This window comes from Kitasatospora sp. NPDC058243, from assembly GCF_042882025.1.
Taxonomy (GTDB): domain Bacteria; phylum Actinomycetota; class Actinomycetes; order Streptomycetales; family Streptomycetaceae; genus Kitasatospora.
In genome coordinates this window covers 11,761-34,684 of sequence record NZ_JBHVWW010000014.1, presented here as the reverse complement: position 1 = coordinate 34,684, position 22,924 = coordinate 11,761, and the positions used below count along the sequence as shown (strand labels likewise).

General features: G+C 73.3%; 18 protein-coding genes, 1 pseudogene and 1 riboswitch. Of the genes and pseudogenes, 12 read left to right on the top strand and 7 right to left on the bottom strand.

Annotated elements, in window-relative coordinates:
- The first annotated feature begins 155 nt into the window (after positions 1-155).
- Positions 156-1,514: an NAD(P)/FAD-dependent oxidoreductase gene (locus ACFVX9_RS12535; RefSeq protein WP_363377903.1), complete on the top strand. Its 1,359-nt coding sequence runs from the start codon at positions 156-158 to the stop codon at positions 1,512-1,514.
- A 66-nt stretch (positions 1,515-1,580) separates the two neighbouring features.
- Here ACFVX9_RS12535 and ACFVX9_RS12530 read toward each other — a convergent pair whose 3' ends face one another.
- Together ACFVX9_RS12530 and ACFVX9_RS12525 are read right to left on the bottom strand one after the other, a co-directional pair.
- Positions 1,581-2,798 (bottom strand): GDSL-type esterase/lipase family protein, encoded by a 1,218-nt coding sequence (locus tag ACFVX9_RS12530; RefSeq protein WP_387981531.1) that lies wholly within the window; start codon positions 2,796-2,798, stop codon positions 1,581-1,583.
- 225 nt (positions 2,799-3,023) lie between these two features.
- On the bottom strand, positions 3,024-4,361 hold the full coding sequence (locus ACFVX9_RS12525) for an aminotransferase class I/II-fold pyridoxal phosphate-dependent enzyme (protein ID WP_387981529.1): 1,338 nt from the start codon (positions 4,359-4,361) through the stop codon (positions 3,024-3,026).
- Between the two features lie 34 nt (positions 4,362-4,395).
- Between ACFVX9_RS12525 and ACFVX9_RS12520 the strand changes: the two genes are divergently transcribed.
- From ACFVX9_RS12520 to ACFVX9_RS12495, 6 genes are all read left to right on the top strand, one after another.
- Entirely contained in the window at positions 4,396-5,067 is a 672-nt protein-coding gene (locus tag ACFVX9_RS12520; protein WP_380370425.1) for a pyridoxamine 5'-phosphate oxidase family protein, read from the top strand.
- 14 nt (positions 5,068-5,081) lie between these two features.
- The gene (locus ACFVX9_RS12515; protein ID WP_387981527.1) at positions 5,082-5,735 is read left to right on the top strand and encodes an FMN-binding negative transcriptional regulator; all 654 of its coding nucleotides are present in this window, start codon (positions 5,082-5,084) and stop codon (positions 5,733-5,735) included.
- Between the two features lie 252 nt (positions 5,736-5,987).
- On the top strand, positions 5,988-7,397 hold the full coding sequence (locus ACFVX9_RS12510) for a sugar porter family MFS transporter (protein WP_380370430.1): 1,410 nt from the start codon (positions 5,988-5,990) through the stop codon (positions 7,395-7,397).
- A 54-nt stretch (positions 7,398-7,451) separates the two neighbouring features.
- On the top strand, positions 7,452-8,153 hold the full coding sequence (locus ACFVX9_RS12505) for a dienelactone hydrolase family protein (RefSeq protein ID WP_387981525.1): 702 nt from the start codon (positions 7,452-7,454) through the stop codon (positions 8,151-8,153).
- Positions 8,154-8,213: 60 nt separating this feature from the next.
- Entirely contained in the window at positions 8,214-9,482 is a 1,269-nt protein-coding gene (locus ACFVX9_RS12500; protein ID WP_380370434.1) for an MFS transporter, read from the top strand.
- A gap of 96 nt (positions 9,483-9,578) precedes the next feature.
- A complete protein-coding gene (locus tag ACFVX9_RS12495; RefSeq protein ID WP_380370442.1) occupies positions 9,579-10,115 on the top strand; it encodes an HAD domain-containing protein in 537 nt (178 codons plus the stop codon).
- Here the strand turns inward: ACFVX9_RS12495 and ACFVX9_RS12490 are convergent.
- The gene (locus ACFVX9_RS12490; RefSeq protein WP_208869123.1) at positions 10,093-10,881 is read right to left on the bottom strand and encodes a CPBP family intramembrane glutamic endopeptidase; all 789 of its coding nucleotides are present in this window, start codon (positions 10,879-10,881) and stop codon (positions 10,093-10,095) included. The two genes, ACFVX9_RS12495 and ACFVX9_RS12490, sit on opposite strands and share 23 nt — an antisense overlap.
- 77 nt (positions 10,882-10,958) lie before the next feature.
- Positions 10,959-12,464 (bottom strand): hypothetical protein, encoded by a 1,506-nt coding sequence (locus tag ACFVX9_RS12485; protein ID WP_063350209.1) that lies wholly within the window; start codon positions 12,462-12,464, stop codon positions 10,959-10,961.
- Between the two features lie 367 nt (positions 12,465-12,831).
- Between ACFVX9_RS12485 and ACFVX9_RS12480 the strand changes: the two genes are divergently transcribed.
- Together ACFVX9_RS12480 and ACFVX9_RS12475 are read left to right on the top strand one after the other, a co-directional pair.
- On the top strand, positions 12,832-13,404 hold the full coding sequence (locus ACFVX9_RS12480) for a hypothetical protein (RefSeq protein WP_063350208.1): 573 nt from the start codon (positions 12,832-12,834) through the stop codon (positions 13,402-13,404).
- 394 nt (positions 13,405-13,798) lie between these two features.
- Positions 13,799-13,990 (top strand): DUF5999 family protein, encoded by a 192-nt coding sequence (locus ACFVX9_RS12475; RefSeq protein WP_063350207.1) that lies wholly within the window; start codon positions 13,799-13,801, stop codon positions 13,988-13,990.
- A 91-nt stretch (positions 13,991-14,081) separates the two neighbouring features.
- Here the strand turns inward: ACFVX9_RS12475 and gcvP are convergent, their stop codons facing one another.
- Positions 14,082-16,982 (bottom strand): aminomethyl-transferring glycine dehydrogenase, encoded by a 2,901-nt coding sequence (gene gcvP, locus ACFVX9_RS12470; RefSeq protein WP_387981523.1) that lies wholly within the window; start codon positions 16,980-16,982, stop codon positions 14,082-14,084.
- Between the two features lie 236 nt (positions 16,983-17,218).
- Positions 17,219-17,322, bottom strand: a riboswitch (glycine riboswitch).
- A 223-nt stretch (positions 17,323-17,545) separates the two neighbouring features.
- Here gcvP and ACFVX9_RS12465 point away from each other — a divergent pair.
- From ACFVX9_RS12465 to ACFVX9_RS12455, 3 genes and pseudogenes are all read left to right on the top strand, one after another.
- A pseudogene (locus ACFVX9_RS12465) lies at positions 17,546-17,908 on the top strand (PRC-barrel domain-containing protein); the annotation flags it as partial.
- A 339-nt stretch (positions 17,909-18,247) separates the two neighbouring features.
- The gene (locus tag ACFVX9_RS12460) at positions 18,248-18,739 is read left to right on the top strand and encodes a DUF2382 domain-containing protein (protein ID WP_363377917.1); all 492 of its coding nucleotides are present in this window, start codon (positions 18,248-18,250) and stop codon (positions 18,737-18,739) included.
- A 179-nt stretch (positions 18,740-18,918) separates the two neighbouring features.
- Positions 18,919-20,415, top strand: a complete 1,497-nt coding sequence (locus tag ACFVX9_RS12455; RefSeq protein ID WP_079136056.1) for an MFS transporter — start codon at positions 18,919-18,921, stop codon at positions 20,413-20,415.
- Positions 20,416-20,560: 145 nt separating this feature from the next.
- On the opposite strand, the gene ACFVX9_RS12450 is transcribed toward ACFVX9_RS12455, so the two are convergent.
- Both ACFVX9_RS12450 and ACFVX9_RS12445 read right to left on the bottom strand, forming a co-directional pair.
- Positions 20,561-22,006 carry a DNA polymerase IV gene (locus ACFVX9_RS12450; RefSeq protein WP_387981521.1) on the bottom strand — a complete coding sequence of 482 codons (1,446 nt, stop codon included), beginning with the start codon at positions 22,004-22,006 and terminating at the stop codon, positions 20,561-20,563.
- 64 nt (positions 22,007-22,070) lie between these two features.
- Positions 22,071-22,793 carry a vancomycin high temperature exclusion protein gene (locus ACFVX9_RS12445; protein WP_387981519.1) on the bottom strand — a complete coding sequence of 241 codons (723 nt, stop codon included), beginning with the start codon at positions 22,791-22,793 and terminating at the stop codon, positions 22,071-22,073.
- Positions 22,794-22,924: the final 131 nt, after the last annotated feature.

The window sequence follows — 22,924 nt, the reverse complement described above, 5'->3', positions numbered from 1 at the left end:
GGTGCCGACCCGTCACCTCCTCCCCTCCGTACGCCCCCGTCCCACCCCTCCACCATCCGCCCCACCCCGGTGGCAGCCCCCGCTGCTCCGTGCGAGTGTGGCGGACAGCAATGGGGACCTTCGCGGTTACGACCTGCACGGCAAAGGGATGAGCGATGGAACGACCTCGGATCCTGATCGTGGGCGGTGGCTTCGCCGGCCTGGAGTGCGCCCGCCGACTCGAACGCAAGCTCGCGCCGTCGGAGGCCGAGATCTCGCTGGTCACACCGTTCAGCTACCAGCTCTACCTGCCCCTGCTGCCGCACGTCGCGGCCGGCGTGCTGACCCCGCAGTCGGTCGCGGTCTCCCTGCGCCGCACGCTGCGCCGCACCCACATCGTTCCGGGCGGCGCGATCGGCGTGGACCCGGCCTCCAAGGTGTGCGTGGTCCGCAAGATCACCGACGAGGTGGTGGCGCAGAAGTACGACTACCTGGTCCTCGCCCCCGGCAGCGTCACCCGCACCTTCGACATCCCCGGCCTGACCGACTACGCCCGCGGCATGAAGACGCTCGCCGAGGCGGCCTACGTCCGCGACCACGTGATCGCCCAACTCGACCTCGCCTCGGCCACCTTGGACCAGCGGGAGCGCGAGTCCCGGCTCCAGTTCGTGGTCGTCGGCGGCGGCTACGCGGGCACCGAGACGGCCGCCTGCCTGCAGCGTCTGACCACCGCCGCGTCCCACCGCTATCCGCGCCTGGACACCCGGCAGATCAAGTGGCACCTGATCGACATCGCCCCGAAGCTGATGCCGGAGCTGGGCGACGCGCTGGGCCTGGCCGCTCTGGAGGTGCTGCGCGGCCGCGGCATCGAGGTGTCGCTGGGCGTCTCGGTGGCCGAAGTCGGCGCCGAGTCGGTCAAGTTCACCGACGGCCGGGTGCTGCCCTGCCGCACGCTGATCTGGACCGCCGGGGTGGCCGCGAGCCCGCTGATCGGCACGCTGGACGCGGAGACGGTCCGCGGCCGGCTCGCGGTGACGGCGGAGATGCGGGTGCCGCAGTTCGAGAGCGTGTTCGCGCTGGGCGACGCGGCCGCCGTGCCGGACCTCGCCAAGGGCGACGGCGCGGTCTGCCCGCCGACCGCCCAGCACTCCGCCCGGCAGGGCCGCGTGGTGGCCGACAACGTGATCGCCGCGCTCCGCGACCAGCCTCTGGAGCCCTACTACCACAAGGACTTGGGCCTGGTGGTCGACCTGGGCGGCAAGGACGCGGTGTCCAAGCCGCTCGGCGTGGAGCTGCACGGGGTGCCGGCCCAGCTGGTGGCCCGCGGCTACCACCTGATGGCGATGCGCACCAACGCGGCCAAGTTCCGGGTGGGCGCCAACTGGCTGCTCAACGCGACCGCCGGGGACGACTTCGTCCGGACCGGCTTCCTCGCCCGGCAGCCCGCCCGGATGCGCGATTTCGAGTACACCGACGCCTACTTGACGAAGGATCAGGTCCGGGCGCACGCCCAGGCCCTGCTCGCCAAGGGCTGAGCCACCCGGCACCCGCCTCCGGAACCGATCCGGAGAACGGGCGCCGAGCGCCACAACGTCACGGCGTCACCGCGCCGCCAGGTACATCCCGCCCGCGTCCTGCCCCGCCGTGTTGCGGCACGCGTAGTCGCCGCTGCTCTGCCCCCACAGCAGGGTCAGGCAGCGCCCGAGCGCCTGCTGCCCGTAGTAGTTGGGGTGCATCGACTCCTGCAGCACGCCCTGCGTGGAGTTGAGGCCGCCGTCCAGGAAGCGCGCCCATTCGCTGGTGGTCGCGGACGGTCCGGCGGTGGCGGTCGGCTGCCGGGTGGCCGTCGAGCAGACCTCACGGCCCTGCAGCATGTCGGAGAGGTCGAGGAACTGGGCACCCTTGGACGCCGCGACCCCGGCCAGCGACTTGGAGATCTGCGGCACCATCGAGTCGCGCGCCCAGTCGGCGTCACCGTCCCAGAACGGGCAGCCACCGGTGTTCGAGCGGGTCCAGCCGCTCTCCGGGTAGCGCATCTCGGCGCTGCGCGGGATCGGCGAGGGGTAGGACTGCAGGACGAGGCGGTAGTCCCCCTGCGCGTAGCCGGCGCCGGCCATCACCGCGCGGATCTCGTCGATCGCCTTGCCGACCCCGGCCATCGCCGTGGGCATCTTCGAGTCGATCGAGGACTGCGCGGAGTCGTGGCAGTAGGAGTACCAGATGAGGTAGTCCTGGACGCAGTTGGAGATGATGCCGCCGAAGCCGAGGTCGTTGCCGCCGATCGACAGCGTGATCAGCTTGACGTTGTTCTGCCGTGCCACGGCGGCGAGTTGGTCGGCCTGCGGGGCCTCGCCCTTGAGCGTCTGGCCGCCGTTGGCGGCGCGGAAGATGTTCGCGGTGACGGCGCCGGAGCAGGCCAGGTTGATCTCGTTCTGCGCGCCGGTGGAGGCGCTGAGCACCTCGGCGACATCGGAGCGGTCGCAGCCGCTCGCGGCCGTGGGGCCGTAGATCCGGGAGGCGTCGGCGGAACTGCCGTTCCAGGCGCGGTCGGTACCGGCCCGGCTGCCGCTGGTGCCGGCGGCGTTGCCCATCCAGCGGCCGGCCTCGCCGGAGATGTAGCTGTCGCCGAGCGTGACGCTGGCGGTGGGGCCGCCCGGCGCGGCGAGGGGTACGGAGGGGGCCGCGGCGGCCGGCGCGGCGGCGGCGAGGCCGCCGGCCATCAGACCGCCGGCGGCCAGCGGGAGGGCGAGGGCCGCGGTGAGCAGCCGTCGGCGGAGTCGAGGGGCGCTGCGGGTGATGCTCGAACTGTTTTCGGGCACGGCGGAACTCCTGCGGCTCGGTCTTCCCGTGCGGTGGGGACGGGAAGACGCCTAGGTGAGGGTGGGCCGCCGGCCGGTGGCGCGATGAACATGACATGCCCGCACTGGTTACCGCTAGGTATCTGCACCAGGTTTCCCGCTTTGTTACCGCCGGGTTCAGACCAGCGGAGCACCGGGTTCAGACCGGCGGAGCGCACGGGTCGAACCGGACCGGCGGAGCCCGGTTCACACCAGCCGCGAACCGGCCCCGCCCGCCCCCAGCACGGCCGCCAGGTCCTCGGCCAGCCGCTGCGCGTCCGCCGGTTCCAGCTGGGCCACGGTGAGCCGCAGCCCAGGCGGGGACTGGATGCGGTAGCGCGCGCCGGGCGCCGCGACCCAGCCGCGCTGCACCAGCGCCACCAGCACGGAGGTCTCGTCCGGCACCGGCACCCAGACGTTCAGTCCGCTCTCGCCGTGCGCCTCGATGCCGCGCGCGGCGAGTTCGCCGAGCAGCGCGTCCCGGCGGGCCCGGTAGACGCCGGCCACCCGGGCGACCGGCACCGCGTCGGTGCGCCACAGCTCGGCGACGGCCCGCTGGAGCAGGTGGCTGACCCAGCCTGCGCCGAGGCGCAGCCGCCCGGTCACCCGCCCGATGGTGTCCTCGTCGCCGACGGCCACCGAGAGCCGCAGGTCCGGGCCGTACGCCTTGGCCGCCGAGCGCACCACGGCCCAGTGCCGCGCACCGGCACCCACCAGCGAGTGGTACGGCTGGTCGACCATGCCGTGCCCGTGGTCGTCCTCGATCAGCAGCACGCCGGGGTGCTCGGCCAGGACGGCCCGCAGCTCCTCGGCCCGGCGGGCGGTGACCGCGGCGCCGGTCGGGTTCTGCGCCCGGCTGGTGACCACCACCGCGCGGGCGCCCTCGGCCAGCGCGACGGCGAGCGAGTCGGGCAGCGGACCCTCGTCGTCCAGCCGGACGGGCGCGGGCCGCAGGCCGAGCGCGGGCAGCAGGTCGAGCAGGCTGCCCCAGCCCGGGTCCTCGACGGCGACGGCGTCGCCGGGGCGCAGCCGGATGGCGAGGATGCGCTCGATGGTGTCGAGCGAGCCGGAGGCGACGGCGATCGGGCCGCCGGGCAGGCCGTCGACCTCGAAGGAGGCGCGGGCGAGCGCGAGCAGCCCGGGGTCGATGGCCGGGTGCCCGTACAGGACGGGCTCGGCGAGGGCGGCCCCGGCGGCGGCCGCGAGGACCGGGGCGAGGTCGGGCAGCAGCGCCGGGTCGGGGTTGCCGCCGGACAGGTCGCGGGCGTGCGGGGGGACGGGGACGCGGATCTGGTCGCGCGGGGTGAGCGCGGGCCTGGGGAGGATCCGGCTGCCCTTGCGGCCGGCGGTCTCGATCACCCCGCGGTCGCGGAGCAGCCGGTAGGCGGCGGCGACGGTGTTGGGGTTGACGCCGAGTTCGGCGGCGAGGTCGCGCAGCGGGGGCAGCGCGGTTCCGGGGGCGAGGCGCCCGGTGCTCACGCCCTGTTCGATGTGGGACGCGATTTCGCTGGCGCGTCGCCCTTTCAGCGGATAGTCTCCTAGCACAAAGCAAATTATGCACTAGTACATAGAGGTTGTCATGTCGGCCCCTTCAGAAGGCTCCGCCAGCTACTCCCGCACCCCCCGCACCACCCCCACGCGCTACAAGGACCGCGCCACCTGGGAGCAGGAGGCGATCCACGACATCCTCGACCACGCGTACATCTGCCACCTCGGCTTCGTCGCCGACGGCGCCCCCGTCGTCCTGCCGACCATCTACGCCCGCGTCGGCGGCCGACTGTACGTCCACGGCTCCACCGGCAGCCGTCCGCTGCGCAACGCCTCCGCCGACCAGGGCCTGCCGGTCTGCCTCACCGTCACCCTGGTCGACGCGCTCGTGCTGACCAAGTCCGCGTTCAACCACTCGGTCAACTTCCGCTCGGTCATCGCGCACGGCACCGCCCACCAGGTCACCGACCCCGAGGAACTGGACGTCGCGCTGGCCGCGCTGGTCGACCATGCGATCCCCGGCCGCTCCGCCGACGTCCGCCCGGCCAACGCCAAGGAACTCGCCGCCACCGCCGTCCTGCGGCTCGACCTGGACGAGGTCTCGGCCAAGACCCGCGCGGACGGCGCCGACGACGACCCGGAGGACCTCGACCTGCCCCACTGGTCCGGCCTGATCCCGGTCACCACCGTGCACGGCACCCCCGAGCCCGCCGACTCCACCACCGTCCCGCTGCCCGCGCACCTGCGCGGCTACCCCCGCTGACGGAGGGCCCGCCGATGCTGATCAGATCCTGGGACCGCGGCGACGAACAGGAGTGGCGCGCCTGGCTGGCCGAGGGCCGCGACTTCGGCCTGCTCGCCGCCAACGGCGGACCGGGCGAGGGCCCGGTGCTCGTCCCGACGCACTTCCTGCTGGACGCCGAGCGCGGCGAGATCCTGCTCCACCTCGCCACGCCCAACCCGCTGCTGGCCGCCGTCCGGGCCGACCCGCAGGTCACCCTCGCGGTCACCGACGGCTACGCCTTCGCGCCCGGCCACTGGCGCGGCGAGCCGGGCACGCCCACCAGCTACTACGCCTCCGTCCACTTCCACTGCACCGCCGAGCTCGTCGAGTCCGCGGCGGGCAAGGCGGAGATCCTCAACCGCCAGCTGGCGCACTTCCAGCCGGAGACGCCGGACACCCGGGTGGTGCCCGGTGAGGGCGAGTTCTCCCGGCTGCTCCCCGGCCTGCGCGGGCTCCGCCTGACGGTCCGCGAGGTGCGGGCCAAGTTCAAGTACGACGACAAGAAGCCGGCCGACGCCCAGCACGCGATCGCCGACCGGCTGGCCGAGCGCGCGGCCGACCGAGCGAACGCCCCGCACCCCCGGCGCGACCAGGACGCCGCCGCCCGCACCCAACTGCTGCGCCGGCACCAGCGGCGCGTCGGCTGACCGGGGCGCACCGGGCGACCAGGGGACGCGTCAACTGCCCCGGCAGGCGCACCGGCTGGCCCGGGGGCGCATCCGCCCGTTCACGCTCCCGGCGCGAACGGCCCATCGCGCCCCTGATGACTGCCCCTGACTGACCCCGAATCACCCGATCGGCCCCCAATTCGAGCAGGGCGGCCCCGCCGCTGCTCGAATGTGAGACGAGCCCTGCCCACTCGGCCGTCAGAGCGGGCCCGTCCACCTCGGGGAGCGCGCTTGTCCACACTCAACAGCCATCGGGCGGGCGAGGCCCACCTCGGGCACGTCATCTTCATCTCCGCCGCCGCCGCGATGGGCGGGTTCCTGTTCGGCTACGACAGCGCGGTGATCAACGGTGCGGTGACGGGCATCCAGAAGCACTTCGCCGTGGGCAACGGCGAAACGGCCTTCGTGGTGGCCATCGCGCTGCTCGGCTCGGCGGCCGGCGCGGTGGCCGCCGGCCGGCTCGCCGACCACCTCGGCCGGGTCCGCACCATGCTGCTGGCCGCCGGCCTGTTCGCGATCAGCGGCCTCGGCTCGATGTTCCCGCCGAGCATCCAGGTGCTGGCCACCTGGCGCGTGGTCGGCGGCATCGCGATCGGCATCGCCTCGGTGATCGCGCCCACCTACATCGCCGAGGTCGCGCCGACCGCCTACCGGGGCCGGCTCGCCTCCTTCCAGCAGATGGCGATCGTGCTCGGCATCACCATCTCCCAGCTCGCCAACTGGGCGATCAACCAGGCCGCCGGAGGTGAGTCCACCGGCCACCTGGGCGGCATCCAGGCCTGGCAGTGGATGCTCGGCGTGGAGACCATCCCGGCCCTGGTGTACGGGCTGATGGCGCTCGCCATCCCGGAGTCGCCGCGCTACCTGATCGCCGACCACCGGGAGGACCAGGCCCGCAAGGTGCTGCGCGAGGTGGAGGGCGAGGACGTCGACCTGGACGCCCGGGTCGCGGAGATCCGCGCGGTGCTGGAGTCCTCGCACAAGCCCCGGCTCAAGGACCTGCTCGGCGGGCGGTTCGGCCTGCTGCCGATCGTCTGGGTCGGCATCGGGGCCTCGGTGTTCCAGCAGTTCGTCGGCATCAACGTGATCTTCTACTACTCCTCGTTCCTCTGGCAGTCGGTCGGCATCAACGAGTCCAACTCGCTGCTGATCAGCCTCTCCACCTCGATCATCAACGTGATCGGCACGGTGATCGCGATGGCGCTGGTGGACCGGATCGGCCGCAAGCCGCTCGCCCTGGCCGGCTCGATCGGCATGGCGCTCGCGCTGGGCACCGCCGCCTGGGCGTTCTCCTACCGGCAGGGCACGGGGGACACCGCCACCCTCGACAACACCCACGCCACCGTCGCCCTGATCGCGGCACACGTCTTCGTGCTCTGCTTCGCCTTCTCCTGGGGCGTGGTGGTCTGGGTCCTGCTCGGCGAGATGTTCCCCAACCGGATCCGCGCGCTCGCGCTGTCCGTCGCCGCCTCGGCCCAGTGGATCGCCAACTGGGCGATCACCGTCAGCTTCCCCAACCTCGCCGACTGGAACCTGTCGGCGACGTACGTCATCTACGCGGCCTTCGCACTGCTCTCCATCCCGTTCGTGGCCTTCTGCATCAAGGAGACCAAGGGCCGCGCCCTGGAGGAGATGGGCTGAGCCCGCCCCCGTCGAGTCCCCGCCGCATCCGGCCCGACCCCCCGCGAGGAACCCATGCCTGACCAGGGCGGCTCCCGGCAGAACGTCGCCTTCCCGAGCAACGGCCGTACCGCGCACGGGTACCTGGCCCGCCCGCCCCAGGGCGTCGGGCCGGGCCTGGTGGTGGTGCAGGAGTGGTGGGGCCTCACCCCGCACGTCGCGACGATGGCCGACCGCTTCGCCGCGGAGGGCTTCACCGTGCTGGCCCCCGACCTGTTCGGCGGCGCCGCCACCCACGACCGCACCGAGGCGGCCCGGCTCACCCGCGAACTCCCGGCCGAGCGGGCCGTCGAGGACCTCTCCGGGGCCGTCGACCACCTGCTCGCCCTGGAGGGCGTGGTCGGCGACGCGGTCGGCGTGGTCGGCTTCTGCATGGGCGGCGGCTTCGCCCTGCTGCTGGCCGCCCGGGAGGGCGACCGGGTCGCCGCGGTGGTGCCCTTCTACGGCCTCCCGCCCGACCCGGACTTCGACTACCGGGGCCTGACCGCCCACGTCCTGGGGCACTTCGGCGAACTGGACGGCTCGATCCCGATGGCCGCCGTCGACGAGGCCGCGATCCGGATCGGCGAGGCCACCGACGTCCGCCCCGAGATCCACTTCTACCCGGCCGGCCACGCCTTCATGAACGACGAGAACCCGCTCGGCACCTACGACCCGCTCCAGGCCGCGACCGCCTGGCGCCGCACCCTCACCTTCCTCTGGGGCCACTTGGGCTGAGCCCGTCCCGGCCGCGAAAACCCGATGGACAGCTGTACGAACCGCGGCCATAGTCTCCAGGTGCCGACCCGACTCCCGCGCCCCCGCCGCCTCGCCTGGGCGAGCCGCAACTTCCGCATCCAGACCGCCGCCACCGTGGTCAGCGGCCTCGGCAACGCCGGCGCCCCCATCGCCACCGCCTTCGCCGTGCTCGGCCACGGCGGCACCACGTCCGAGGTCGGCTACGTCACCGCCGCCCGACTGCTGCCCACCGTCCTGCTCCTGGTGGTCGGCGGCGCCCTCGCCGACCGGATGCCCCGGCACCACCTCATGGTCGCCGCCAACCTGTTCAGCGGCCTGTCCCAGGTCGTCCTGGCGGCGCTGGTGCTGTCCGGGGACATCCGGCTCTGGCAGCTGATGCTGCTCTCCGCCGCCGGCGGCGCCGGGTACGCGCTCTACTCCCCCGCCTCCGGCGGCATGATGCTGCAGGCCGTCGCCCCGGAGCACGCCGCCCGGGCCTTCTCGGTGTTCCGGATGGGCCAGAACGCCTCCCAGATCGGCGGCGCCGCGCTCGGCGGCGCGCTCACCGCCGCCGTCGGCCCCGGCTGGGTGCTCGCCCTGGACGGCGCCTGCTTCCTGGTCGCCGCCTCGCTCCGGTTCTTCCTGGAGGCCGAGCAGGCGCCCGCCCCGCAGGGCCACAGCATGCTGCGCGACCTGCGGGAGGGCTGGCGGGAGTTCGCCTCCCGCCGCTGGCTCTGGGTGGTCGTGGCGCAGTTCTCCGTCCTGGTCGCCTGCATCGGCGCGGTCGAGTCGGTGTACGGGCCGACGGTCGCCAAGGAGCGCCTCGGCGGGGCGTCCGACTGGGGTCTGGCGATGGCCGCCTACGGCGTCGGGCTGGTGGTGACCGGCGTGCTGATGGCCCGCTGGCGGCCCCGCCGGATCCTGCTCGTCGGCAACTGGGGGGTGTTCCTGTTCGGCGTGCCCGCCCTGGCGCTGGCGGCGGAGGCGCCGCTGCCACTGCTCGCCCTCGCGATGTTCCTGTCCGGGGTCGGTGTCACCGTCTTCGGCGTCAACTGGATGATCGCGCTCCAGCAGGAGATCCCCGAGGAGATGTTCTCCCGGGTCGCCGCGTACGACGAGCTCGGCTCCTTCTCGCTGTCCCCGATCGGCATCGCGCTGGCCGGCCCGGCGGCCACGGTGCTCGGCCTCTCGGGCGCGCTGTGGGCCTGCGCCGTCGTCTGCCTGGTGCTCAGCGCGGTCGTGCTGCTGGAGCCTCAGGTCCGCCGACTGGCCCGCAGGAGCACCGCCGACGCACCGGTGGCCGCCGCCGAGCCGGTGGCCGCGCCGTGAGCGCCCCGTGCGCCCCGCGTGCGCCCGGCCGTACGCAACCACTGGTACGCCAGGTTCGTCCGACCAGGTAAGTCACACCACCGTCTCTGGGGGCCACTGGTGCCGAAGCCGCTGTTGTTCCTGGACGTCGACGGGGTGCTCAACCCGGTCTGCCCGCACCCGGACGCCGGGTTCGACACCCACACCCTGCTCGGCTACTCGGTGCTCCTCTCCGCCCGGCACGGCGCCTGGCTCCGCGAGCTGGCCGGCACCTACGAACTCGTGTGGGCCACCACCTGGGAGGAGCACGCCAATGCGCACATCGCCCCGGCCATCGGCCTGCCCGCCCTCCCGCTGGTCCGCTTCACCGGCGACGTCCCGCAGCCCGGTGACCCGCACGTCCCGCTGATGGAGCTGCTCTCGGCCCGCAAGTGGGCCCCGCTGCTGCGCTACGCCGCGGGCCGCCCGTTCGCCTGGGTGGACGACGTCATCCCGCCGCGGCTGGTCCGCAACTCCCTCTGGCGCCGCGACCGCCTGCTGCTGCCGATCGACCCGGGCCCAGGCCTGGAGCGCCGGCACGTCGACCGCCTGCTCGCCCGGCCGCCGCGCACCCCGGCCGGCCGCCTCCCGCTCAGGGGGTCGGCAGCCAGCTGACGTGCCCGGCGAGCAGCGCGTACCCGACGAAGGCCACCGTGTCGATCAACGCGTGCGCCGCGACCAGCGGCATCACCCGCCCCCAGCGCCGGTACAGCAGGCAGAACACCGCCCCCATCACCATGTTGCCGACCAGCCCGCCGACCCCCTGGTACAGGTGGTACGAACCGCGCAGCACCGAACTCGCCACCACCGCCGCCGGCCACGACCAGCCCAGCTGCCCGAGCCGGCGCAGCAGGTAGCCGAGGACGACGACCTCCTCCAGGGCGGCGTTCTGCCACGCGGAGAGCACCAGCACCGGGACCCGCCACCACACGTCCGGCAGCCCGGACGGCGCCACCGTCAGGTTGTAGCCGGCCGCCTGCGAGGCCAGGTACAGCACCAGCCCGGAGCCGCCGATCGCAGCCGCCACGGCGGCGCCCCGGCCGAGGTCGCGCAGCTTCTGCCCGAGGTCGAAGCCGAGCACCCGAAGCGCGGCGCCCTCGCGCACCAGCAGGTACCCGACCAGCACCACCGGCATCAACCCGCGCCCGATGTAGTACAGCTGCCACACCAGGTCCAGCCAGGGCCGACCGGGCGCCCGCGAGCCGTTCAACGTGGCGACCTGCTGGCCGAGTTGGATCGGTTCGGTGAGCGAGGCCGCGAAGCTGATCAGCGCGCTGACGCCACTGGCCCCGAGGGAGAGGCCGAGGACGATCAGCAGTTCCACGCCGAGCAGCCGGCGCGTGGGCTTCGCGGTCTCCGGTGCGGTCGGGAGGGTGGTCACGGGCGGCTCCAGCGGGGCGGGCGTCGCTCCGGCCGTCGGCCGACCGCCGGAGCGATCATCCTGACACAGCGGTCCGGCTACCCGACCGGCCAGGTGTGCACCGGCTCGCCGGTGCGCATGTGCTCGATGTAGCGCCTGGTCATCGCGGCGAGCGCGGCCGGGCGGTCCATCCCGTACTGCTCGCGCAGCCGGTGGAAGGTCGCGCTCTGCCAGGCCGCGCCGTTGGTGCGGCGCAGGCAGCGCTGCTCGATGATCCCCAGGTAGCGGTCCCGGTCGGCGGGCTCCACGCCCCACTCGTCCAGGCCCTGGTGGGCCATCGGCAGCAGTTCGTTGAGCACCAGGTCGACGGCGGACACCGTGGTCAGCCCGCCGCCGCGGCCCGCCCGGCCCGCCCGCGGCCACTGGAACACCGCGTCGATGCCGTAGCGGGCGCCCTGCCGGAAGTTCTCGTCGGCCCGCTCGAACGGCAGCCTGGTCCAGACCGGCCGGGGCTGCTCGGCGAGCACCCGGACCAGCCCGTAGTAGAAGGCGGCGTTCGCGAGCGTGTCGGCCACCGTCGGCCCGGCCGGCAGCGCCCGGTTCTCCACCCGCAGGTGCGCGATCCCGCCCGCGATGTCGTACACCGGCCGGTTCCAGCGGTAGATCGTGCCGTTGTGGAGCCGCATCTCGGCGAGCCGGGGCGCGCCGCCGGAGGAGAGCACCTTCATCGGGTCCTCGTCGTCGCAGATCGGCAGCAGGGCGGGGAAGTACCGCAGGTTCTCCTCGAACAGGTCGTACGCCGAGTCCACCCAGCGCTCGCCGAACCAGGTGATCGGCCGGACGCCCTGCGCCTTGAGTTCCGCCGTACGGGTGTCACAGGCCTGCTGGAACAGCACCGGACGGGTCTCCCGCCACAGCTCCCGCCCGAACAGGAACGGCGAGTTGGCACCGAGCGCGAGCTGCGCCCCGCAGATCGCCTGGGCCGCGTTCCACACCGAGGAGAAGCGTTCCGGGGTCACCTGCAGGTGCAGTTGCAGGGAGGTCGCGGCGGCCTCGGCCACCATGGTGATGGTCTCCAGCTGGAGGTGTTCGACGCCCTCGATGTCCAGCGCGATGTCCTCGCCGCGGGCGGCCAGGATCTGGTCGCTGAGCAGGCTGTAGCGCGGGTTGTGGGAGATCGCGTCCAGGCCGGTGTGACCGTGCTCCAGGGTCGGCAGGATCCCCACCATGACGATCCGGGCACCGGCCTCGGCGGCCCGCCGGTCGGCGTAGCGCAGCCCGGTGTCGAGCTCCTCGCGCAGGTCCTCGAAGACGTGCCCGCACAACCGGTGCGGCACGATGTTCACCTCGACGTTGAACTGGCCCAGTTCGGTCTGGAAGTCGCTGGAGCCGATCGCGCTCAGCACCTGCGCGTTGCGCAGCGCCGGCAGGCCGTCCTCGTCGGCCAGGTTGAGCTCGATCTCCAGGCCCATGACCGCCCGCGGCCGGTCGAACCGGTCCTCGCGCAGCATCCGCCCCAGCGCGTCGAGGCAGGCCTGGAGCTTGCGCCGGTACAGCTGCCGGTCCGCCAGATCAGCCCGAGTCGCCACGACCTTCTCGCCCACGGTCCCCTCCTCCTGAGACACCGGCCGACCCGACCGTGCAAGCATCATGCCCACCTCGAAGATCGATACCCGAATGCTTGTACTGGCTTGCAATGCAAGGAAACTGACGGATATTCAGCAGATCTGCCGACTTGCCCGGCGCCACCGCCTGTGATAAACAGGTCACCCTGCGCACCTGTTCGATAGAATTCGCACTGCGCTCCGGCCGGCCCGCTCCGCCTCGAAACCCTCGTCGACGGCGGCGACCGCGCCGGCACCGCGATCATGCACAACCGGACACGGCCAGGTCCCGTCACCGATGACACACCGCGCCACGCCGGTATGCCGCACTCGCACGCCGATCTCGCACGGAGAGGCGGACCCCGCCATGACTCTGCAGACCCCCCAGCCCCCGCCGAGCGCCCTGCGCGCCGTCCTGGCCGCACTCGACTCGGAGACCGCGCTGCGCCAACCCGCCGCCGCAGCACTGCGCCATCCGGTCGGCCCGCTGCTCCCCGCGCACCCCCTCGCCGTCCACGTCCTGGACGGGCCGCGCCCGGAGCTGCCCGCCGCCCGCCGGACGGGCTGGCGCTTCCTGATCAAGGACGGCGCCGAGGTCGCCGCCGCCGCCGAGGTCGTCCAGGCCGTCGAGGGCCACACCTTCTCGCACTTCACCGCCGGCCCCTACCTCGACTCGACGGTCCGGGCGCTGCGCCAGGCCTGGCAGCTCGCCCAGGGCTCCCGGTCCCGCCAGCAGCCCCGACTGCTGACCTTCCCCGGGCAGTACGCGACGGCACTGTGGCTGCACAGCCCCGACGCCGGCCCGGCCGCCGACCAGCTGATCCCGCTGGCCCCGGCCCCGCTCGGCGTCACCGCGCACCGCGCCTACCCGGCCGCCGAGCTGCTGCCGCTGCTCGCCCGGGCGCCGCTCGCCAAGCCACTGCTGCTCGGCTCCTCCTGAGCCGGCCCCACGCCGACGGGCCACCGGGCCAGCACCCGGTGGCCCGTCGGCGCGCGCATCGCCCTCATCCGCCCGAACCACCCGGACGGGCCATCCGCCCTGACCTCCTCGGGCCATGCCGCAGCTGACCCATCGGTGCGTCTTTCCCCGCCGGACCCACCTGAACGGGTGATCTCTGCCCGGGAGTTGTGGCGCATGTCACGAAATCCCTGCGCGCGCGTCCGCAGATGCCGACACTGGGAACCAGCGTGGAAGGACCACCTGTCCTACCCACTTGAGCGCCGGTCAACACCTGGTCGGCGCGCGGACAGGATCCGGCTACCGCGGCGGCTCCCGACGGCTCCGCCGGCGGCCGCACCACGGGGGAGGATCGCAGAGCGAAGCGAGGGTACGCATGTGCCAGCACCGTCCTGAGTGCCCGTCGGCCGAGTGCGAGGACCGCGAGGCGGCCGTCACGGTGGCCTGCCACCCGGAGCAGGGCTGGAGCCTGCTCTGCAACGGCGTCGTGCTGTTCGAGGACACCGGAGAGCTGCTGCCCGACGGCCGGGTGATCGCGCCGCGCCGCACCGTCGCCCACGCGGCCTGACCGCACCGGCGGGGGCAGCCGCCGGACGACGACAACGGGCAGGGCCCCGACGGTACGTGCCGTCGGGGCCCTGCCGTACGTCCGGTCCGGATCAGACGCCGTACTCCTCCAGCGGCGGGCAGGAGCAGACCAGGTTGCGGTCGCCGTACGCGCCGTCGATCCGGCTGACCGGCGGCCAGTACTTGTCCGCCGGGTTCACGCCCGCCGGGAAGACCGCCTCCTGTCGCGAGTAGCCGTGCGCCCACTCGCCGGCCAGCTCGGCGGCGGTGTGCGGGGCGTTGCGCAGCGGGTTGTCCGCGGCCGCCCACTCGCCCGAGCCGACCTTGTCGACCTCGGCCCGGATCTCGATCATCGCGTCGCAGAACCGGTCGATCTCGTGCAGGTCCTCGGACTCGGTCGGCTCGATCATCAGCGTGCCGGCCACCGGGAAGGACATCGTCGGCGCGTGGAAGCCGTAGTCGATCAGGCGCTTGGCGATGTCGTCCACCGTCACGCCCGTCTCCTTGGTCAGCGGGCGCAGGTCGATGATGCACTCGTGCGCGACCAGCCCGCCGGGGCCGGTGTAGAGCACCGGGAAGTGCGGTGCCAGCCGCTTGGCGATGTAGTTGGCGTTCAGCACCGCGACCTGGGTCGCGCGCTTGAGGCCCTCGCCGCCCATCAGCCGGACGTACGCCCAGGAGATCGGCAGGATGGCCGCCGAGCCCCACGGCGCCGCCGAGATCGGGCCGACCCCGGTGGCCGGGCCGGCCTCCGGCTGCAGCGGGTGGTTCGGCAGGTACGGCGCCAGGTGGGCGCGCACCGCGACCGGGCCGACGCCCGGGCCGCCGCCGCCGTGCGGGATGCAGAAGGTCTTGTGCAGGTTCAGGTGCGAGACGTCCGCGCCGAACTTGCCCGGCTTGGCGAGGCCGACCAGGGCGTTCAGGTTGGCACCGTCCACGTACACCTGGCCGCCGGCCTCGTGCACCAGGGCGCAGATGTCGGTGATCTGGGTCTCGTACACGCCGTGGGTGGACGGGTAGGTGACCATCAGCACGGAGAGGCTGTCCCGGTGCTGCTCGATCTTGGCCTTCAGGTCCTCGACGTCCACGTCGCCGTCGACCAGGGTCTTCACCACGACCACGCGCATGCCGGCCATCACCGCGGAGGCCGCGTTGGTGCCGTGCGCGGAGGACGGGATCAGGCAGACGTCGCGCTGGGTGTCGCCGTTGGCGTGGTGGTAGGCGCGGACGGCCAGCAGGCCGGCCAGCTCGCCCTGCGAGCCCGCGTTCGGCTGGATCGAGACGGCGTCGTAGCCGGTCACCTCGACCAGCTGGCGCTCCAGCTCGCGGATCAGGCTGAGGAAGCCCTGGGCCTGCTCGATCGGCGCGAAGGGGTGCAGCTGGCCGAACTCCGGCCAGGTGACGGCCTCCATCTCGGTGGTCGCGTTGAGCTTCATGGTGCAGGAGCCCAGCGGGATCATGCCGCGGTCCAGCGCGTAGTCCCGGTCCGACAGGCGGCGCAGGTAGCGCAGCATGGCGGTCTCCGAGCGGTGGCTGTGGAAGACCGGGTGGGTCAGGTACTCGTCCTGGCGCAGCAGCGCGGCCGGCAGCGCGTCGGCGCCCTCGGCGACCTCGACCGCGGAGACGCCGAACGCGGCCCAGACGGCGGCCAGGTGCTCGCGGGTGGTGGTCTCGTCGGTGGAGACCGAGATCCGGTCCGCGCCGTCCTGGTGGACGTTGACGCCGTTGGCGCTGGCGGCGGCCGCGATCTCGGCGGCACGGCCCGGGACGACGGCGGTGACGGTGTCGAAGAACTCGCCGTGCAGCAGCTCGACGCCGCCGGCCCGCAGGCCCTCGGCGAGGGCGGCGGCGTAGCGGTGGGTGCGGCGGGCGATGTCGGCCAGGCCGTCCGGGCCGTGGTAGACGGCGTACATCGAGGCCATGACGGCGAGCAGCACCTGGGCGGTGCAGATGTTGCTGGTGGCCTTCTCGCGGCGGATGTGCTGCTCGCGGGTCTGCAGCGCCAGGCGGTAGGCGCGGTTGCCGTCGGCGTCGACCGACACGCCGACCAGGCGGCCGGGCAGCGAGCGGGCGTACTCGGCGCGCACCGACAGGTAGCCGGCGTGCGGGCCGCCGAAGCCCATCGGCACGCCGAAGCGCTGCGAGGTGCCGCAGGCGATGTCGGCGCCGAGCGAGCCCGGCGAGGCGAGCAGGGTCAGCGCCAGCAGGTCGGCGGCGACCGCGACGATCGCGCCGAGGCCGTGCGCCTGCTCGATGACCGGGGTGAGGTCGCGGACCACACCGGTGGCGCCCGGGTACTGGAGCAGCACGCCGAAGACGCCGCGCTCGGCGATCTCGGCCGGGATGCCCTCGGACAGGTCGGCGACGACGACCTCGACACCGGTCGGCACCGCGCGGGTGTTGATCACCGCGGTGGTCTGCGGCAGGGTCTCGGCGTCGACCAGGAAGACGCCACCCTTGACCTTGGTGACGCGGCGGGCGAGCGCCATCGCCTCGGCGGCCGCGGTGCCCTCGTCGAGCAGCGAGGAGCCGGAGGTCGGCAGGCCGGTCAGGTCGGAGACCAGGGTCTGGAAGTTGAGCAGCGCCTCCAGGCGGCCCTGGGAGATCTCCGGCTGGTACGGCGTGTAGGCGGTGTACCAGGCCGGGTTCTCCATGACGTTGCGCAGGATCACCGGCGGGGTGAAGGTGCCGTAGTAGCCCAGGCCGATCATCGGCTGGAGCACCTGGTTGCGGCTCGCCAGCTCGCGCAGTTCGGCGAGCACCTGCGCCTCGCTGCGGCCGCCGGGCAGGTCCAGGCCGGTGATGGAGCGGATCGCCTCGGGAACGGCGGTGGCGGCGAGTTCGTCCAGCGAGCCGTAGCCGATGGACGCCAGCATCTTCTGCTGCGCGGCGTCGTCGGGGCCGATGTGGCGGTTCTCGAAGGGGCTGGCCAGCTCAAGCTCGGTGAGGGTCGAGGCGCCGGTGGGGCGTCCCGCGTTCGGCTGGGCGTTCATGGTGGTCGAGGCCTCCTGGTCACGGACCGGCGGGGGTGCGCACGCCGGCCGGCCGGAGCCGCTGCGGACAGCGATTCGACCCGGGCGGGCGAACCCGACAGGCCTCCCCCTCTGTCATCGGGACCTGAGAGCTTCACCCGCACGGCGCGCTGTGGCACGCCGCCGGCTTGCACCGTCGGTGAGGGTGGTGGCCGTCGGCTCCCTGCCGACGGTCCTGCCCTGCTTTCCAGAGTGACCTACCCCACACGGTACGGATGCCTGAGAGATTCCGGGGAGGAGTTGCTCCTTCGGCGCCCCGACCAGCGCTTTCCGTGGCCGGGGACTCTCCCGAGCGGGCTCGGCGGTCGCCGCCCAGGGTACCAGCGGCAGGCCCCCTGATCACGGCCGCGTCGGGTCACTCCGGGTCTACGCGCGTCCCCCGGACGGTCCAGCCCGAAGCCCGTCCGGCGCACCCCGGTCGCGCCCGTCCGATTCATGGCCTTTGGTGTGAAGTGGCAGGCGGAACGGGTGCTCCGGCCACGGTCCTGCGGGAGTTCCGCAGGCGCAGCGCACTGGAGGAAAGAGTGCAAACCGACATCGATCCCCGGGACCTCATCGGCCACAAGGCGGTCGACCGCAACGGAGACAAGATCGGCACGGTCGACGAGGTCTACCTGGACGACGCCACCGGCCAGCCGGAGTGGGCAGCCGTCCGGACCGGCATCTTCGGCCGGGACGCCTTCGTCCCGCTCACCACCAGCGAGTTCTCCGGCGACGAGCTCCGGGTGCCGTACGACAAGTCGCTGGTGAAGGAGTCGCCGGACTTCGGCGTCGGCCAGCACCTGTCGCCCGCCCAGGAGCTCCAGCTCTACCGCTACTACGGCCTGGACACCCCGGCGAACGGCCGGCCGGTCGGCCGGGACGCCGACCGGCCCATCGGCCGCGAGGGTGACCGGCCCATCGGCCGCGAAGGTGACCGGCTGATCGGCCGGGACGGTGACCGCCCAGCCGGCCGGGACGGCGACCGGCCCATCGGCCGCGAGGACGACCGACCGGCGCGGCCCGACCTCGACTTCGGCACCACCTCGGCGGCCGAGCCCGTGAAGCCCATCACCTTCCACTCCCTCGGCCCCGCCCCGACCACCCCTGCCGACCCCACCGGCACCGCGACGGAGGTCAACGTGCGGACCCTCAACACCCCCGCGCCCGCAGCAGCCCCCACGACGACCGAGCCCAAGCCGCAGCCCGCCCCGGTCGTGACGACCGCCGCGACCACGAACTCGGTCATGGCCGCGCCGGTCTCGGAGCGCTCGACCGGCCCGGCCACCTCGTCCCCCAACGGCCCGGTGGAGATCACCTGCCGCGAGGAGCGCCTGGACATCACCACGGACTGGCACATCGTGGGCACCGCGAAGCTGCGCAAGTACGTGACCAGCGAGCAGGTCGAGCGCCGCGTCCCGGTGGTCCGCGAGCGCGTCCGGGTGGAGCGGATGCCGGTGAGCGAGGCCGAGCGCGCCTCGCTCACCGAGAAGGAGATCGCCGAGGCGGTGGAGGAGGTCACCCTGCGCGAGGAGCGCCCGGTGGTCCGCAAGTACCTCACCCCGATCGAGCGGGTCCGCCTGGTGGTGGAGCGCTACACCGCCGAGGAGGTGATCCGGGACGAACTGCGCCGCGAGCACGTCGAGGTCCACGACAACACCGCCGCCGCCCCGGCGACCCCGGCAGCCACCCCGGTGGCCGAGACCCCCCGCCCGGCCGTGCTGCGCCCGTTCGCCTGACCCTCGCCCCCAGGGCCCCGGACCCCTCGGTCCGGGGCCCTCGGCATGCCCCGTCCCGGTCGCCGCCCGGCCGGAATCCTTCGATTTTGCCAAAGCGTCACCAATGGATATTTGACACTCTGAAGTATCTCCCGGCATGGTTACTTCAGTTCATTCACTATGTACGGGAGGAAGCAACCGTGAGTGAGGCACCACAGCCCACCACCGCGGCCGAGAAGCAGAGCAGCGCCCGGGTCCTGCCGGCCCTCATCCTGGCGATGCTGTCGTTCAGCGTGGTGCAGACCGCGGTCGTCCCGATCCTGCCCTCGCTGGCCAAGGAACTGAGCGTCTCCGCGTCCAGCATCACCTGGCTGATGACCGCCAACCTGCTCTCCGCCGCCGTGCTGACTCCCCTGCTGGGCCGCTTCGGCGACCTCCGGGGCCGTAAGCCGATGCTGCTGATCTCGCTGGCCGGTCTGGTCGCCGGTTCGGCACTGGCGGTCAGCACCCACTCCTTCACCTGGCTGGTCGTCGCCCGCGTCCTTCAGGGCGCCGGCGGTGGCGTGCTCCCGCTGGCGATCAGCATCGTCCGCGACGAGCTGCCCAAGCAGAAGGTGACCGGCGGCGTCGCCGCCATCAGCGCCTCGATGGGTGTCGGCTCCGGCCTCGGCCTGGTCGCGACCGGTCTCCTGCTGGAGCACTGGAGCTACAAGTCGATCTTCTGGATGGGCCTGGTCTTCGGCCTGATCGCGGTCGCCCTGGTCGCGTTCCGCGTCCCGTCCGACCCGGTCACCGACAAGGAGGGCGGCGCCGACCCGCTCGGCGCCCTCACCCTGGCCGGCTGGCTCTCCGCCCTGCTCGTCGCGGTCAGCCAGGGCAACCACTGGGGCTGGACCTCGACCAAGACCCTCGGCCTGTTCGCCGTGGCCGCCGTCGTCGCCCTGATCTGGGGGGTCATCGAGACCAAGGTCGCGCACCCCCTGGTGGACATGAAGATGATGTCCCGTCCGGCCGTCGCCTTCACCAACCTGGCCGGCCTGCTGATCGGCTTCGGCATGTACGGCTCGTTCATGGTGATCAGCAACTTCGCCCAGACCCCGGAGAAGCTCACCCACTACGGCTTCACCGCGACCGTCCTGCACGCCGGTCTGCTGCTGCTGCCGTCCGCGATCGGCTCGATGGTGGCGGCTCCGGTCGGCGCGATGCTGATCGCCCGCCGCGGCCCGCGCCTGCCGCTGGTCCTCGGTGGCGTCCTGGGTGCCGTCGCGATGGCCTACCTGGCCGTGCGGCACAGCCACGAGGGCGACATCTACACCTCCTCGGCGATCTTCGGCCTGGGCATCGGCCTGGCGTTCTCCGCGATGCCGGCCTACATCAACGGCGCCGTCCCGGTGGAGCAGAGCGGCATCGCCAACGGCATGAACGCCGTGCTGCGCACCGTCGGTGGCGCGATCGGCACCGCCGTGATGGCCGCCATCCTGACCGGCGACACCATGAAGCTGCCGCCGCAGATCCCGCTGCTGCTGCCCACCCTGGACGCCTACAAGCACGCGTTCTGGGTCGCGGCCGTCGTCTGCGCCGTCGCCGGCGTCGTCCCGTTCCTGATCCGCGGCACCAAGTCGGCCGCCACCGTCGTCGCCTCGGGCGGCGCGGCCGAGCGGAACTCCAGCCCCGAGCTGGCCAAGACCGACGCCTGACCAGGCGTCCGGCCGCCGCGCTCAGGGACAGGGCGCGGCGGCCCGGCCTTCGGACGGTCGCGAGGGCATCACGACCGCACGAAGTCCGGCACGGTATGCGGCCCCAACCGGTACTCCCCCCCACCGGTTGGGGCCGCTTCGCGTTTCACACCCCCGGCGCCCCCGGCGCCCCCGTCTCCCCCGGCGCCCCCGGCGCCTCCGTCCCCCCGGGTGCCCCCGTCTCCTCCGGCCCCTCGGCCCCCCACAGCGGCAGCGGACGGGCCGGTTCCAGCGCCGGATCGTCCACCGCGAAGGTCCGGATGCGCCCCGGCCCGCTCCACGGCGTCTCGAACCGCACGGTGACCCGCCCGACACCGCTGCCCTGCACCCACCCGGGCCCCAGCTCGGCATGGCAGACGTCCTGCCCGGGCATCCAGCGGCGCGGCGCGGCCGCCTCCGGCTCCTCCTCCGCCGCCTCGACCTCCGCCTCCGCGTGCTCGGCCGCCTCCTCCCGCAGGGCCTGCGCGAACAAGTCCTCCTGGGTGTAGTCGGCCAGCTGGGCGACCCCCACCCCGAGCAGCCGCACCCCGCCGGTGATGTCCACCTGGGAGGCCAGCCGACGCGCCGTCTCGATGACCACCGCCTCGTCGTCGGTGGGCCCGCGCAGCGTCTCCGAACGGGTCAGCGTCGAGAAGTCGAACCGCCGGACCTTGAGCACCACCGTCCGCCCCGACCGCCCGGCCGCGCGCAGCCGCCGCACGCACCGGGCGGCCAGCACCTCCACCTCGCGCAGCACCCGATCCCGGTCGGCGAGGTCCACCTCGAAGGTGTCCTCCACCGAGACCGACTTGGCGTCCTGATCGGCCACCACCGGCCGGTCGTCCAGCCCTATCGACATCTGGTGCACACCGGCGCCGTGCGCCCGCCCGAGCAGCTGCACCAGCTCGCCCTCCCCCGCCTCGGCGAGGTCCGCCACGGTGTTCAGTCCGGCCCGCCGCAGCACCTGCTCGGTGGCCGGCCCGATCCCGGGCAGCGCCCGGACCGGCATCGGGCCGAGCACGGCCCGCTCCTGCCCGGGTTCGATCAGCACCAGCCCGTCCGGTTTGGCCTGCTCGGAGGCGATCTTCGCCATCAGCTTGGAGCCGGCGGCCCCGACCGACCCGGTCAGCCCGGTGCGCCGCTGGATGTCCGCCCGCAGGTCCTCCGCCAGGGCGAGCACCAGCCGCTCCCCGGTCTCGTGGTCGGACTCGGCCAGCACCGGACCGTAGGGGCCGGCCTCCAGGTCGACGAAGGCCTCGTCCAGGCTGAGCGGCTGCACCAGCGGCGACAGCTCGCGCAGCAGACCCATCACGAGCTCGCTGACCTGCCGGTAGGCCTCGAACCGGCCGCTCAGAAAGGCCGCGTTGGGGCAGAGCCGGCGCGCCTGCGCCATCGGCATCGCCGAGTGCACCCCGAACCTCCGCGCCTCGTACGAGGCGGTGGAGACCACCCCGCGCCCGCCGAGCCCGCCGACGACCACCGGTTTACCGCGCAGGCTCGGCTTGGCCGCCTGCTCCACCGCCGCGAAGAAGGCGTCCATGTCGAGGTGGATGATGCTCGGCAGTGATCGCACCCGCCGATCATCCCGCAGGGGTCCGACAATGCGTACGAACCCGCGCAGGGCCTAAGTCCTGTCCCTAGCGCTGCGCCGCGTCCGCCAGAGCCTTCGGGATGCCGTCCTCCCGGGGGCCGAGGAACAGCGGGTCCGGCCGCAGCCAGGCGTTGACCGCCGCCTTGCCCGCCCCGGGGATCTCCCGCAGCCCGCCGTACAGCCAGGTGCCGTCGTGCGGTTCCGGCACCCCGACCGCGTACGCGTCGATGCCCGCCGCCTCGCACAGGGCCAGCGCCCGGCGGACGTGGAAGTCCTGGCTGACCAGCACCGCCCGTTCCACCCCGAAGACCCGCCGGGCCCGGGTGCAGGAGTTCCAGGTGTCGAAGCCCGCGTAGTCGCCCACCACCCGGACCGCCGGCACCCCGTGCTCGATCAGGTACGTCCGCATCGCGTCCGGCTCGTCGTAGCTGTCCCGGCCGTTGTCGCCGGTCACCAGGATCGCCTGCACCTTCCCCGCCCGGTACAGGTCCAGCGCCGCGCTCAGCCGGTGCTCCAGGTACGGCGACGGCTTGCCCTGGTCCAGCCCGGCACCGAAGACCACCGCGACCGGCGCGGACGGCACGCTGGCCACCGTGCCGACCCGGTCCCCCGCCGAGCACCACAGCCACGCGCTCGGCGCCAGCGCCAACGAGCAGAGCACCGTCGCCGCTTGGAAGGCCCTGCGCTGCACGGGCCGCCGCCGGAACCGGACCTTCAACAGCCCGCCCCGACGCCGCAGCAGACCCGCTATCCCGGTGCCGAACCCCACATGCCCTCCCTCGATCGCCTCACCAGGCGCAACGACGAGGCCGCGGGCCTGGACGGTTCCCCATCCCGACCCCTGGGCTCGTTCGGTTTTTGGTTAGGCCGCCCGGTTTCGGCGCTGGGGGCAGTTCTTCC